The following is a 14546-nucleotide window of genomic DNA, read 5'->3' on the forward strand; positions in this document are numbered from 1 at the left end:
GCGTGACCCACGCCACGACGATCGCGCCATGAGCGAGGTCACGTGGCCGGAAAGGAAGGCGGTGCACGGGAGGATCAGTGGCAAGGGGCGCCTCACGTCCATGCGAGTGCTGCCACCCACCCTTAATGATCCCGACACGAAAGCTCCGAGGAACATGGTACGTTAGGAGCGAACCGAACGCGCTTCTCATCTGAGTGTGTCGTCTCCGCTTCAGATTGGAACGTTTAGTACAAGAGATCTTCGCGCGCCGTGTCCCTGAGCTGGAGCCTCTGCGCGTCCAGCTAGATAGATAACAGTCGGCGGGCCTTTGCCCTTCGTCAATTCGTCGCCTGCGAAAGCAAGGCCGCCCCACCTAACCGATTGCGCGTGAAAACTCGAGCCTCGGAGCGACTTTGCATAGAGACCCGGGCGTGTGCGAGAGCACACCGCCTCGACTGATATCAGACGGTGCGCTGGGAGCATCACACGGTAGCGTAAATAAGACCTTGACCCCGGCACCTGCTTTCCCGAACGCTCGGACCAGCAAAGCATTCTTATTGAACGAATCAACGTGTTGGGGGGCGCCACAAAAGCCGCCGCTCGATCCGGATATCGCCGATATGGCGCCGACGGATTTCGATCCTGACGCTCTACGACCATGAACATGCCGTCACCTATATGCGCCTCCTGGACGCAGATGCAGAAGACGCCGGCTAGAGAGAAGTCGCAAAGGTCGTGTTGCGCATTGATCCCGAACGCGAGCCGGAGCGCCCGTCGAGCCTACAAAACTCATTTCGCGCGGGCGAAATGGATGAGCAATAGCGAACACAGACTGCCGCTCGAACGTGGCTGGCCTGCCTCTAACTGAGCAAAATTGCCACACGAGCATGCGCGACCACCGCATCGATTTCGTCGCCTCTCACGCCTCCGTTCACGCTAATCTTACTTGCTTGGCGGCGACATTGTCCTTTCTCGCCTACGACGCTTGCTAGGTCGCGTGTCGCGAGGACACGCGCTCAGGCCCCATCTCGCATGGAGATGCTTGCGCGCATAGCTTGTCGGATACGAAGAAGCGAGCTATCCGCGGCGGGACCACCTTGGCAGGTTCTGCTGGCACCGACCTTCGGCCGCCGGCTCGTTCAATACATTGAACGCACGCCGACACCGTCGGCTGCAAGCCACAGTACCTCTCACCTGAGCTTAAACACGCGTTGTGCGCTGAGCCGTCGCTTCTCGGGCCAGGCAAGCGTCGTCGCATAGCAACCAAACAATGCGCAGCATTTGTCGTTTCCGATGCTTCAGGCACGGCCGTGCTTACCAGCTCAGTACGCAATGTACGAGCAATCTCCTTTCTCGCCTGAGGTCGTTATCTCCGCTTCGCTCCGATCCCGATATCGCTCATAGCGATTGAACCTCCTCCGAATTGATGGACACCTGTAGTAGGCTCGAAGAGCCAGGAGGTGTCGGATGGAAGGACGTCAACGTCGGTCGTTTACGGACGACTACAAGCGGCAAGCGGTTGACCTCGTAGCGTCGAGCGGGCGCTCGATCGGATCTGTGGCCAAGGAGCTTGGCCTGCGCGATTCCGTGCTGCGGCGGTGGGTTGAGCAGCGAGGGGCCCGGCTGGAGCCGACGGCGGCGACGCGGCGCCCCCCAACGCAGGCGACGCTGCCGTCGGCGGACCACGCGGCAGAGATCGCGCGTTTGCAGCGAGAGAACGAGCGGCTGCGCATGGAGCGCGATATTTTAAAAAACTGTCCAGCACAGTGGCGCGCCTGCGCGGCGTAGAAACAGCCTTGTGCTATCCTCGGCGGCTGGGAGGGTAGCGGCCGTTCGATTATTGGAGGCACAATCCCCGTTAAAAAACATGGTCCATGGGTGCATGCGAACTTGAGAGTGGTGACGTCGCCCTGGCGACGATCCCGATTAGGAAGATGACGATTGGCATAGCCCAAACCCTCCTGCTCATCATTGAATGGAGTATTGCAATGCCCAAGAAGAGGACGGTCGGCGACCGCCCAGAACTTAGGCCGGTCAACGTCGGGGCCGCCGCTATCGACGTCGGATCAAAGATGCACATGGCTGCGGTGAACCCCGCTTGCACTGACGTGCCTGTGCGCTCTTTCGGCACATTCACGCGAGACCTGCATGAGCTGGCGGACTGGTTCAAAACGTGCGGCGTGACGAGTGTCGCGATGGAATCCACCGGAGTCTATTGGATCCCGGTCTACGAGATCCTGGAGCAGCGCGGGTTTGAAGTGATTCTGGTCAATGCGCGGTACGCCAAGAACGTGCCCGGGCGCAAGACCGATGTCAGCGATGCCGCGTGGTTGCGCCAGCTTCACTCCTATGGCCTGTTACGCGGCAGCTTCCGACCTGATGCCGAGATCGCAACCCTGCGCGCGTATCTGCGCCAACGGGAGCGGCTGGTGGAATATGCCGCCGCCCATATCCAGCATATGCAGAAGGCCCTGATGGAGATGAATCTGCAGCTCCATCATGTGGTCACGGATATCACGGGCGCAACCGGCATGCGGATTATCCGAGCGATTGTTGCAGGCGAGCGGAATCCTGACGTCTTGGCAACCTATCGGGACGTGCGATGCCATTCATCCATCGCGACGATCCGCGCGGCACTGGTGGGCAACGACCGGCACGAACATGTCTTCGCGCTGACCCAGTCGCTGGAACTCTACGACGTCTACCAAGCGAAGATGCTGGACTGCGACCGCAAGCTCGAGGTCCTGATCGCGGCACTGAACAATAAAGGCGCGAAGCCGACCGGAAAGCTATCCAAGCCACGCATCAAGACCAAACAGGTCAACGCGCCTACCTTCGATGTCAGGACCGCGCTGTACGGCGTGCTCGGCGTCGATCTGACTGAGATCCATGGGTTGGGTCCATCACTGGCATTGAAGCTCGTCGGTGAGTGTGGCACCGATCTGCGAGCATGGCCGAGCGCCAAGCACTTCACCTCCTGGCTGTGCCTTGCACCAGGCAACAAAATCTCTGGCGGCAAGGTGTTGTCCTCGCGCACACGGAGATCGTCCAGTCGCGCAGCCGCACTGTTGCGGTTGGCAGCAACAACCGTCGGGCGGAGCGATACGGCGCTCGGTGCATTCTATCGCCGACTATCCTCACGTGCGGGTAAGTCAAAGGCGGTGACAGCGACCGCCCGCAAGATCGCAGTTTTATTCTACAACACCCTCCGGCACGGTATGCACTACAGAGACCCCGGCGCGGATCACTATGAGCAGAAGTATCGCGGCCGTGTCCTCGCTAACCTTCAGCGCCGAGCCAAATCTCTGGGCTTCGTGTTACAGGCAATTTCGGGCGACCCCGATCCGGCTGTTTCTTAGGAAGTCGATCGCGATCTTTGCTGGAACACGGACATGAGATTCCGCTTCATCGAAGATCGCCGCGCCGATTATCCGGTGACACTCCTGTGCGACGTGCTCGGCGTCTCGCCGGCCGGCTATTATGCCTGGCGCTCGCGCCCGGAGAGCCGACGATCTGCCGCCAATCGTGACCTCGTCGACGACATCAGGCGGGTCCACCGCGACACCCGCGGGCGTTATGGCAGCCCGCGTATCCATGTCGAGTTGAAGGCGCAGGGCCGCGGGGCGAGCCGTGGTCGCATCGAGCGGTTGATGCGGCGTCACGGCATCAGGGCCATCATGGCGCGGCCACGCCGGGTGCGGACCACCGACAGCCGCCACGACCTGCCGATCGCCCCGAATTTGCTCGACCGCAACTTCATCGCCACTGCTCCGAACCAGATCTGGCTCGCCGATATCACCTACATCGAGACCGATCAGGGCTGGCTCTATCTGGCCGCCGTCATGGGCGATGGCGGATCATTTGCGCGCCGACCTGCCCTTGGCGGCCTTGCGGATGGCGATCTCGGCGCAGCGGCCAAGTGCCGGCCTGATCCACCATTCCGATCGCGGCCCAATATGCCTCGGCGGATTACCGCAAGCTGATGCAATCCGCCGGCCTCAGGGCGTCGATGAGCCGCAAGGGCGACTGCTATGACAATGCTCCGATGGAGAGCTTCTTTCACACGCTCAAGACCGAGCTCGTTCATCATCGCCAGTACCAGACCCGCGCCGAAGCCCAGCGCGACATCTTCGCCTTCATCGAAGGCTTCTACAATCGAACGCGTCGTCACTCCGCCATCGGCTATATCAGCCCGATCGAGATGGAGCTAAAAGCAGCTTAACCCTGTCCATTTTTTTGGGGGAAGATCAGATGACCATTGGGCCGCTGCTGGATTCCGTTAGACTGCACTCTCATTCGCACCATGCAAGCTTATGCTACAAACTGGCCGGCTCGCTCCTCGCCCCCCCTTTAGAGTGAGAGGGCGGACGGGCTTCGCCGTGACGGGTTGAAGAACGGAGGAGAGGCCTCCGGCGCCTGTCGTGGAGATGACCCATGACCCAAGTCGAAGTTCTGAGCGCTGCCCGCGACCATGTCGGCGGCTACAAGATGGACGCGACCCGCGGCGAGCGCGTCCGCCGAGTATCGTCGGAATGGTTCTCGCGGCCAGCGGACGAGCGCTATCTATCCTTGTGGGACCTCTATGCCACGGTGCGTAGACGGACCGAGCGAAGCCGGACCCGAACGCTCGAGAGCGCTGCGATCCGGGTTGAGGCCGCCGCGACGATGCCGAGCGCCTCGCTCTGCTGCTATCCGGCTCCGGCGCGCCGACTCACTGGAGTTTCGGCCAACTTGTCAGCTTGGCCGAAGCCCCGGCGGCTTACCTCCGTCAGCTTCCGGCGCCCGCTCGCTGGCATCAACCTGCAGTTCGGCCTCAACTCTCATCGAGCCGAGCAGCTCAAGACGCTCGAGATAGAGGATGGTCGCGTCGAGCTTCGCGCCGCTACGGGCCCCAAATATGGCCGTTATCTAAACTGTCAAGCTGACTCTCCAGCTTTTCACTGATCCCTTCCCGTCGACGTTGAGCCTGACGCCGCCCGCAAGCGGTGGCGATCCCGTGCGCTCGCGTCGCTCCCAAGGAGCTATCACGATGTCTTCCAGGATGCAGTCCGGAGCCCGTGCCGATGTTTACACGCGCATCACCGCCGAGATCATCGCGGCAATCGAGCTAGGTGCAGGCGAGTGGCGTGCGCCGTGGTTCCACAACGGGACGAGTGTTGCCCGCCCAACCAACGTCGCTTCGGGCAAGCGCTACCGGGGCGTAAACACGGTGGCGCTCTGGGTCGCAGCCACGGCCAGCCATTACAGCGATGGCCTGTGGGGCACCTATCGGCAATGGCGGCACGCTGGCGCGCAGGTGCGCAAGGGCGAACGCGCTACCACTGTTGTGCTATGGAAGCAGGTCGCTCCATCCGAGCCGGCTGACGACGATGACGGTGATAATGGCGGCCACCGGCGGATGTTTGCTCGAGCATTCTCGGTGTTCAACGTCGCTCAGGTGGACGGATACGAGCGCCCTCCGACGAACGTCCTTCCAGAGAGCGAGCGCCTGGCGCATGCGGAAGCTTTCATCGCCAACCTCGGGATCAAGACTGTATTCGGCGGATCCGAGGCTTACTATCTCCCGTCATCGGACACGGTATTCATGCCGGACTTCGCGTCCTTCCGCGATGCCGCTTCATTCTATGCTGTCTGGCTGCATGAGGACGGCCATGCCTCAGGGGCAAAGCACCGGCTTGACCGCGATCTGTCGGATCGGTTCGGCTCGGCTGCCTATGCCGCCGAGGAATGTTGCGTGGAGATTCTCAGCGGGCTTGTCCTTGCTGATTTGGGCATAGCCCATTATCCGCGTCCCGATCACGCAGCGTATATTGCGTCGTGGATCGAAGTGTTGAAGGACGATCCTCGGGCTATCTTTACTGCCGCCGGCAAGGCGCAGCAGGCCGCCGACTGGATGCACGCGCAGCAGCCCCGTATCTGCTGAGGAGCGTCAGACTTCATCCGCAGTCCCCGACGAGACGGATGCATACCACTCTCATTTTCCTCTTGTCGCTGGCACGTTGTAGCAGGGCGCGGACCTGAAGATGCTGGGCGATCACGTTCTCCAGCTGGAAGTCCGCGCGAAGAAGCTGTTCGACCGCGCAGCCTGAAACCCGGAAAGCCGGAGATGCGCAACGGCGTGTCTCCGGCTTCGTGCCATTCCGCTTTTTCTGATCGTCGGGTTGCGGCGCTGCCTTGAGAGGAAGAGGGCGGCGCTGCGCTTCGTGACGGCTTGGAGGCCCAGAGAGAGCCTTTGGGTCGGGCCGTCGCGGAGTATCACCCATGGCTACTGCCGTTCGGAAGATCACCCTGTCGTCCTCGCGCGACATTCCCTTCAACAAGCTGGTGCTTAGCCAGTCAAACGTACGGCGTGAGAAGGCCGGCGTCTCCATCGAGGAGCTGGCCGAGGACATCGCCCGCCGTACCTTGCTCCAGAGCCTCAACGTCCGGCCGGTCCTCGACGCCGAAGGCGCCGAGACCGGCATGTTCGAGATCCCGGCCGGAGGACGTCGCTATCGGGCACTGCAGCTGCTGGTGAAGCAGAAGCGCCTGGCCAAGACCGCGTCGGTACCTTGCGTCGTGCGCGATCCGGCGACCGACGTTCTCGCCGAGGACGATTCGCTCGCCGAGAACATCCAGCGTGCGCCGCTGCATCCGCTCGACCAGTTTCGTGCCTTCCACGCTTTGCGCGAGAAGGGGCAGTCCGAGGAGGACATCGCGGCTGCCTTCTTCACGTCAGTCAACGTCGTGAAGCAGCGCCTGCGCCTCGCCTCGGTTTCGCCCGCGCTGCTCAACGTCTATGCCGAGGACGGCATGTCGCTCGAGCAGTTGATGGCCTTCACCGTCACCGCCGATCACGGCCGTCAGGAGCAGGTTTGGCAGGCTATCTCCGGCTCTTGGCACAAGGAGCCCTATCAGATTCGCCGCATGTTGACGGAGAAGACCGTGCGCGCGTCCGACCGGCGAGCCGTGTTTGTCGGCCTCGACACCTACGAGGCGGCCGGGGGCATGGTGCTGCGCGACCTGTTCCAGTCCGACGACGGCGGCTGGCTCGAGGACGTCGCTCTGCTCGACCGTCTGGTCACCGAGAAGTTGAAGGCGGAAGCGGAAACGATCGCCGCTGAAGGTTGGAAGTGGATCGAGGTCGCGATCGACTTCCCCTACGGCCATACGCGTGGTTTGCGCGAGCTGGATGGCGTATCCACCGGTCTCACCCCCGAAGAGCAGACGACCATCGAGGCGCTCAAGGCCGAATTTGCCAGGCTCGAGGCCGAGCATGACGGCGCGGACGAGCTGCCCGACGAGGTCGACCAGCGTCTTGGCGAAATTGAGACGGCTCTCGCCGCCTTCGACGACCGACCCATCGTCTATCAGCCGGCCGACATCGCCCGCGCGGGTGTGTTCGTCGGCATCGACGCCGAAGGCACGCTCTTGGTTGATCGCGGTTACGTCCGGCCTGAGGACGAGCTGCCCGTGGCCGAGCCAGAGCAGAACAGCGATGGCGAACCCGCCGCCGCAGCCCTGGACGGCGCCGAACCATTGGCACCGGCTATCCAGCGCGCCGTCATCATCGTCGGCGGGCAGCATGCGGAGGCCGAGGATGACGATGATGATGCGGTGAAGCCGCTACCGGACCGCCTGCTCACCGAGCTCACAGCGGAGCGGACTTTAGTGCTGCGCGACAAGTTGGCGAGCACGCCTTCAGTCGCCTTCCGGGCCGTGCTGCACAAATTCTGCCTCGACGTCTTCTCCCGCCGGTTCAGGCGCAAGGGCTGAACGACACGCCGGCGGCCAAGGCGATCGACGCGCGCCACAGGACGTGGGAGGAGCGTCTGCCCAAAGACAAAGCCGATCTCTGGGACTGGCTCAACGGCCTGACGGGCGACGAGCAGGCGGCGCTCCTTGCGCACTGCGCCTCCTTCGGCGTCAACGCGCTCTACGAGAAGGGCGACCGCTACGGTGGCGGCGCCACGCCGCACATCGTCGAGCAGCGGATCACCGAGGCCGATCGCATCGCGAGGGCCGTCGATCTCGACATGGTGGAATCCGGGTGGCGCCCGACCGTCGAGAATTATCTCGGCCGGGTTCCGAAGCGCCGCATCCTGGAGGCGGTGCGCGAAGGCGCCGGCGAGCAGGCCGCCCAGCTCATCGAGCATCTGAAGAAGGGTGACATGGCCAAGGAGGCCGAACGCCTCCTGGCCGACACCGGCTGGTTGCCCGAGCCACTGCGAATGACCGGCACCGACCAGGTGGCGACCGTCGATGCCGCGGAGGACGGGGGCGATGGCGCGATGCTGCCGGAATTCCTCGCCGGCGACGACGAGGAAACTCCGGCCGATGAAGCGGACGAGCCGCCCATGATCGCGGCCGAATAGCTCGACCACGCGGGATGGCTTCGGTCATCCCGCGTTTTTTCACTGCCATTCACCCCAAAGCCTGGCGCGAGCCGTGCTTTTGCATTCTGGAGGCTATCGTGCCCTTCTTCACCATCGAGACGACCTATCATTTGCCGATCTATCGGCAGCGAACCTACGAAGCCGAAACGCTCGACCAGGCCTGCGATCTTGCGATCGCCGACGAGAGCTGGGACGACGACAAGTCGGACGTTGAATCGTCCGGCGAGACCTATGTTACCGGTGCCTGGGAAGGCCGCGACGCCGCCTATAGCGGCCCGCGCCTGCCGTTTCCCTCACGTTTCGGCGAGCAGGTCCAGCGCAAGGCCGGCCATTTCGAGGTGCTGCTCGGTCTGCTCAAGATACTCACCCACCCGCCGGAACCAGGCACAGTGGATGTCGAGCTTTGGCGCCGGCGGGCGGACGCCGCCATCGTGAAGGCCGAGGCCATTCTCGCGGGCGAAAATGATCCGATCGAGGGAGCTGCGTCGTGACGAAATACATCGTCACTATCGTCGAAGGCGAGGCGAGCTACCTCGCGGAAGCGGTCACCGCCGCCGCCGACCGTCGGGGGTCGCCGTCTCGGCAATTCGGATACTGAGGAACGCTCTGTGCGCGGCGCGCCGCCATCCGGTGGGGCGCCGTTTCTCATGTCGGGCACGGCCGTGATGCTGAGAGGGAGAGGACGGCCCGGGACGGGTTTGAGCCGGTGCGGTCAGAGAGAGCGCCGATCGGCTCGCCCGTTCCCGCTCTCCTGAAGGCTTCCTCCATGACTGACCTTTCCCCGATCGCGGCCGACCAGCTCGCGCCGATCCCGCCTGTTCGCGCTTCCGAGAGCGCAATCATCGCTGCGGCTGAACGGCTCATCCCGCATCTCGATCGCGGCCAACGCATCGACGCCGCAATCCTGCGCGCCGCGATGGAAGTGGCTTTCGGCGCATCCGATGCGACGGGCGCCTGGGACTGGAAGATGGCCTATGACGCTTGCGAGGTCACCACCGTTCTGTTCCTGCGCAAATATGGAAAGGCGCTTTTCCGCAAAGCGAACTCTACGGCTTCACGACTTTCCGCTTTGGACAAGATCGCGGGGCTTCTGCCGACCCACACGCGCCGCTCTGCCGAGAGCGAGACTTTTCAGCAATACTCGACGCCGATCCCGCTCGGCCTGGCAGCGCTCACCGCGGCTGCCATCACGGCGGCGGATCGCGTGCTGGAGCCGTCCGCAGGCACCGGGCTGCTTGCCATCCTCGCCGACATTGCCGGCAGCGGGCTCGTGCTGAACGAACTGGCCGAGAGCCGGGCTACGTTGCTCTCTTCCCTCTTTCCGGCCAGTTCCGTCACGCGCTTCGACGCGGCCCAGATCGACGATCACCTCGATCCCGCGGTGGTCCCAAGCGTCGTGTTGATGAACCCGCCGTTCTCGGCGATGGCGAACGTTTCCGGCCGCATGGCCGACACGGCGTACCGTCATATCGCCTCGGCGCTGGCGCGTCTCGCCGATGGCGGCCGGCTGGTCACAATCACCGGCGCCAACTTCTCACCCGAAGCCTCAGCCTGGTGCGACGCCTTCGCCCGATTGCAGGAGCGCGGCCGCGTGGTGTTCACAGCTGCGATCGCCGGTGCGGTCTACGCTAGGCACGGCACCACGATCGAGACGCGCCTCACCGTCATTGACAAGGTGCCTGCCGATGACCCGAACGCGTTCCCGGCGTCGCCGGGAATGGCGCCCGACGTCGCGACGCTGCTCCGCTGCATCGGCGAATACGTTCCACCTCGCCTGAGCGTGGCGTCAACCAGCGCGCGTCCCATGTCAGCGTCGACAGCGCCTCGCACTGTGCGCAGTTATCTGGGGCGGGCCGCTGCACAGTCGGTCAAGGCCCCGGTTGCCGATCCCGAAGCCGTCGACCTCGCTTATGAGGCGACAGATTGGGCGCCGCCCGAGGGCGCGCGCCTCAGCGACGCCATCTACGAAGAATACCGGCTCCAATCGATCCGGATCCACGGTGCGCAGCCGCACCCGACCAAGCTGGTGCAGTCGGCCGCGATGGCCTCGGTCGCGCCGCCGAAGCCGAGCTATCGGCCACGGCTGCCGGCAAACCTCGTCAGCGATGGCATTCTGTCCGACGCCCAGCTTGAGACGGTCATCTATGCTGGCGAGGCGCATGGTAACTATCTCGCTGGCGCCTGGACGGTAGACGAGACCTTCGACCTCGTCGCGGCCGCCCGCGACGACGCACCGAACGCCGTCCGCTTCCGTCGCGGCTTCATGCTCGGTGACGGGACCGGCGCCGGCAAGGGTCGCCAGTCCGCCGGCATCATTCTCGACAACTGGCTGCACGGCCGGCGCAAGGCGGTCTGGATCTCGAAGTCCGACAAGCTGCTCGAGGACGCGCAGCGCGACTGGTCGGCGCTCGGCATGGAGCGTCTGTTGGTCACGCCGCTCTCGCGCTTCCCTCAAGGGTACGACATCCGGTTGGCCGAGGGCGTCCTATTTTTAACCTACGCTGCGGTCCGACGACCGCGGCGAGAAGCTTTCGCGCGTCCGGCAGATTGTTCAATGGTTGGGCTCCGACTTCGACGGCGTCATCATTTTCGACGAGAGCCATGCCATGCAGAATGCCGGTGGCGGCAAGGGCGAGCGGGGCGATGTCGCGCCCTCGCAGCAGGGGCGTGCAGGCTTGCGTCTTCAGCATGCGCTGCCCAATGCCCGCGTCGTCTATGTCTCGGCGACCGGCGCCACCACCGTCCACAATCTCGCCTACGCCCAGCGCCTCGGGCTGTGGGGCGGCGAGGATTTTCCGTTCGCCACCCGCGCCGAGTTCGTCGAGGCGATCGAGGAGGGCGGCGTCGCGGCGATGGAGGTGCTCTCTCGCGATCTTCGCTCGCTCGGTCTCTACACCGCCCGCTCGCTTTCCTACGACGGCGTCGAGTATGAACTGGTCGAGCACCAGCTCTCCGACGAGCAGCGCCGGATCTATGATGCCTACGCCGCTGCCTTCAGCGTCATCCACAATCACCTCGACGCGGCAATGCAGGCCGCCAACATTACCGGTGAGAACGGCACGCTCAACCGCCAGGCGAAGTCGGCCGCGCGCTCGGCCTTCGAATCGGCCAAGCAGCGCTTCTTCGGTCATCTGCTCACCAGCATGAAGACGCCGACCCTGGTCCGCTCCATCGAGCGGGACTTGGCCGAGGGCCATGCCGCGGTGATTCAGATCGTCTCGACCGGCGAGGCGCTGATGGAGCGGCGGCTCGCCGAGATCCCACCTGAGGAATGGAACGACGTGCGCGTGGACATCACGCCGCGCGAGTACGTGCTGGATTACCTCGCTCACTCCTTCCCAGTGCAGCTCTATGAGCCCTTCACCGACGCCGAAGGCAATCTTTCGTCCCGGCCCGTCTTCCGCGACGGCCAACCGGTCGAGAGCCGCGAGGCCGTCGCCCGCCGCAATGAGCTGATCGAGCGGCTCGCTTCGCTTCCGCCCGTTCCCGGCGCGCTCGACCAGATCGTGCAGCGGTTCGGGACGGACCTCGTGGCGGAAGTGACCGGCCGTTCGCGGCGCGTGGTGCGTAGGGGTGACCGCCTTGCCGTCGAGAACCGTGCCGCCTCCGCCAATCTCGCAGAGACCGCCGCCTTCATGGATGACTTCAAGCGCATCCTCGTCTTCTCGGAAGCCGGCGGCACGGGTCGCAGCTACCACGCCGAGCTCTCGGCGCGCAATCGCCGGCTTCGTGTCCATTATTTGCTCGAGCCGGGCTGGAAGGCCGATGCCGCGATCCAGGGGCTTGGTCGAACGAACCGCACCAACCAGGCGCAGCCGCCGCTGTTCCGCCCCATTGCGACCGACGTCAAGGCGGAGAAGCGCTTCCTTTCGACCATTGCGCGCCGGCTCGACACGCTGGGTGCCATCACGCGCGGCCAGCGCCAGACCGGCGGCCAGGGTCTATTCCGGCCCGAGGACAATCTTGAGAGCCACTACGCCCGAGACGCGCTGCGCCAGCTCTATCTGCTGCTCGTGCGCGGCAAGGTCGAAGGCTGTTCGCTCCAGACCTTCGAGGACGCCACAGGCTTGAAGCTCATGGATGCGAACGGCATCAAGGACGAGCTGCCACCGATCACGACGTTCCTGAACCGGCTGCTCGCGCTCACCATCGACCTGCAAGGCTTGCTGTTCACGGCCTTCGAACAGTTGCTGAACGCCAAGGTCGAGGGCGCTATCGCCCGCGGCGTCTATGATGTTGGGCTGGAGACATTGCAGGCAGAAAGCTTCGTCGTCACCGACCGGCATCCGATCTACACGCACCCCGTCACCGGCGCCGAAACCCGGCTGCTCACGATCACCGAACGCCGGCGCAATCATCCCATGACGCTTGATCAAGCGCTCGATTATCTCGCCGATCCTCGGGCGGTGCTGCTGGTCAACGAGCGCTCGGGGCGTGCCGCCGTGCAGATTCCGGCGCCAAGCTTCATGCTCGATGACGGCGAGATCGAACGCCGCGTGCGGCTGATCCGCCCCATGGAGCACCATCACGCTTCGATAAAGATGATGGACGAGAGCCACTGGCAGCCTGCGGATCGCGAGACGTTCGCCGCAGCATGGAACGGCGAAGTCGTCGACGTTCCCGAGCTCGCTGAGAGCACGCTCCACATCGTCGCAGGTCTGCTGCTGCCGATCTGGAAGCGGTTGCCGAACGAGTCGACGCGGGTCCATCGTCTCCAGACCGACGAGGGCGAGCGCATCATCGGTCGCAGGGTCCCGCCAGCCTGGGCGGCGAACGCTTGCGCGACCGGCGCCAGCAACTTGACGCCACACGAAGCGTTCTCGGCGCTGATGGAGGGGCGCACCGTGCTCGACCTCGCCGAGGACCTGCAGCTCCGTCGTGTCCGCGTGATGAGCGTCCATCGCATCGAGCTGTCGGGCTTCACCGATGCGATGCGCGATCGGCTCCGCGCCTACGGCCTCTTCAGCGAGATCATCTCGTGGAAGCTGCGTATGTTCGTGCCATCAGATGCGACCGGCGTCGCGGTGTTGGCGAAGGTGCTCGACCACTATCCGCTCAAGCGCATTGGCGAGCGGGAGGCCGCCTGATGACCGGCGACGCCGCCTCCGAACTGGCCCGCCGTCTCGCGCGTGACGCCGAGGCGGTGTGCCGCCATTACCTGTCCAACGGAAGGCGGAAGGGCCGCTACTGGACAGTGGGCGACGTCCGCAATACGCCCGGCAGGTCGATGTTCGTCCGGCTCAGCGGGCCGGAATCCGGACCCGGCGCCGCCGGCCATTGGCGAGATGCCGCCTCGGCCGAATTTGGCGATCTCCTCGACGTGATCCGCGAGAGCTGCGGTTTCACTCACTTTCGCGACGTCGCCAATGAGGCACGACGCTTTCTAAGTCTGCCGCGTCCAGAACCGGAGCCAGAGCCAAATCGCCTCCGGTCGAGAAAATCGCCCGCGCCCCTCGGATCGCCAGAGGCGTCGCGGCGGCTCTTCGGCGTGTCGCGGTCGATCGCAGGCACACTCGTAGAAGCGTATCTCCGCAATCGCGGCATTACGGCTTTGCACGAAACCGGAGGTCTGCGCTTTCACCCGCGTTGCTACTACAGGCCCGACGACCACAGCGCGACCGAGACCTGGCCGGCGATGATCGCCGCCGTCACCGATCTCTGCGGCCACCTGACCGGCGCGCATCGCACCTGGCTTGACCCCGGAGGCTTCAACGAGACGACGCTCGGCAAGGCGCCGATCGACGCGCCGAAACGGGCGATGGGCGACCTGCTTGGTCACGCCGTTCGATTTGGCGTAGCTGGTGAAGTCATGGCGGCCGGCGAGGGCATCGAGACGATGCTGTCGCTCCGATGCGTCTTGCCGACCATGCCGATGGTCGCAGCCCTCTCGGCGGCGCATCTCTCAGCCATCCTTTTCCCGGAAACGCTGCGCCGGCTCTACATCGCCCGGGACGACGATCCTGCCGGTGACGGCGCCATGGCGACCTTGATCAATCGGGGGCAGGAGGCCGGGATCGAGGTAATCGTGCTCTCGCCACCGCTAGGCGACTTCAACGAGGATCTTCGCCTGCTCGGAATTGACGCCCTTCGGGCCGCGAGCCGCGTGCAGATCGCGGCGCAGGACATCGCGCCGCTTTATTGAGCTGGCGGCATAGCCGGAACGGGGATGAGGTGCGACGCAGCCGCTCCGTT

3 protein-coding genes and 7 pseudogenes are annotated in these 14546 nt (G+C 64.2%); all 10 read left to right on the forward strand.

Features of this window, described 5'->3' with window-relative positions; genetic code table 11:
• Positions 1 to 599: 599 nt before the first annotated feature.
• The 10 genes and pseudogenes from JEY66_RS05775 to JEY66_RS05820 all read left to right on the forward strand — a co-directional run bounded on the left by JEY66_RS05775 (position 600) and on the right by JEY66_RS05820 (position 14509).
• A pseudogene (locus JEY66_RS05775) lies at positions 600 to 847 on the forward strand (DUF2285 domain-containing protein).
• A gap of 599 nt (positions 848 to 1446) precedes the next feature.
• Positions 1447 to 1755: pseudogene (locus JEY66_RS05780) on the forward strand (transposase); the annotation flags it as partial.
• A 212-nt stretch (positions 1756 to 1967) separates the two neighbouring features.
• Entirely contained in the window at positions 1968 to 3338 is a 1371-nt protein-coding gene (locus JEY66_RS05785) for an IS110 family RNA-guided transposase (RefSeq protein ID WP_026191859.1), read from the forward strand.
• Positions 3339 to 3347: 9 nt separating this feature from the next.
• Positions 3348 to 4201, forward strand: a pseudogene (locus JEY66_RS05790) (IS3 family transposase); the annotation flags it as partial.
• A gap of 212 nt (positions 4202 to 4413) precedes the next feature.
• A pseudogene (locus JEY66_RS05795) lies at positions 4414 to 4884 on the forward strand (DUF932 domain-containing protein); the annotation flags it as partial.
• A 124-nt stretch (positions 4885 to 5008) separates the two neighbouring features.
• A complete protein-coding gene (locus JEY66_RS05800) occupies positions 5009 to 5902 on the forward strand; it encodes an ArdC family protein (RefSeq protein WP_018268912.1) in 894 nt (297 codons plus the stop codon).
• Between the two features lie 338 nt (positions 5903 to 6240).
• Positions 6241 to 8333: pseudogene (locus JEY66_RS05805) on the forward strand (ParB/RepB/Spo0J family partition protein).
• 98 nt (positions 8334 to 8431) lie between these two features.
• Entirely contained in the window at positions 8432 to 8845 is a 414-nt protein-coding gene (locus JEY66_RS05810; RefSeq protein WP_026191858.1) for a hypothetical protein, read from the forward strand.
• Positions 8846 to 9120: 275 nt separating this feature from the next.
• Positions 9121 to 13441 (forward strand): annotated as a pseudogene (locus JEY66_RS05815) (strawberry notch-like NTP hydrolase domain-containing protein).
• Positions 13441 to 14509 (forward strand): annotated as a pseudogene (locus JEY66_RS05820) (DUF7146 domain-containing protein). The pseudogenes JEY66_RS05815 and JEY66_RS05820 overlap by 1 nt, the downstream one beginning before the upstream one ends.
• Positions 14510 to 14546 lie beyond the last annotated feature (37 nt).

The sequence above is a fragment of the Bradyrhizobium elkanii USDA 76 genome (assembly GCF_023278185.1).
GTDB classification, from domain to species: domain Bacteria; phylum Pseudomonadota; class Alphaproteobacteria; order Rhizobiales; family Xanthobacteraceae; genus Bradyrhizobium; species Bradyrhizobium elkanii.

Bases quoted from the DNA above. Each gene is read 5' to 3' on its own strand.
- JEY66_RS05785 (WP_026191859.1), top strand. From the start codon at position 1,968: ATGCCCAAGAAGAGGACGGTCGGCGACCGCCCAGAACTTAGGCCGGTC.
- JEY66_RS05800 (WP_018268912.1), top strand. From the start codon at position 5,009: ATGTCTTCCAGGATGCAGTCCGGAGCCCGTGCCGATGTTTACACGCGC.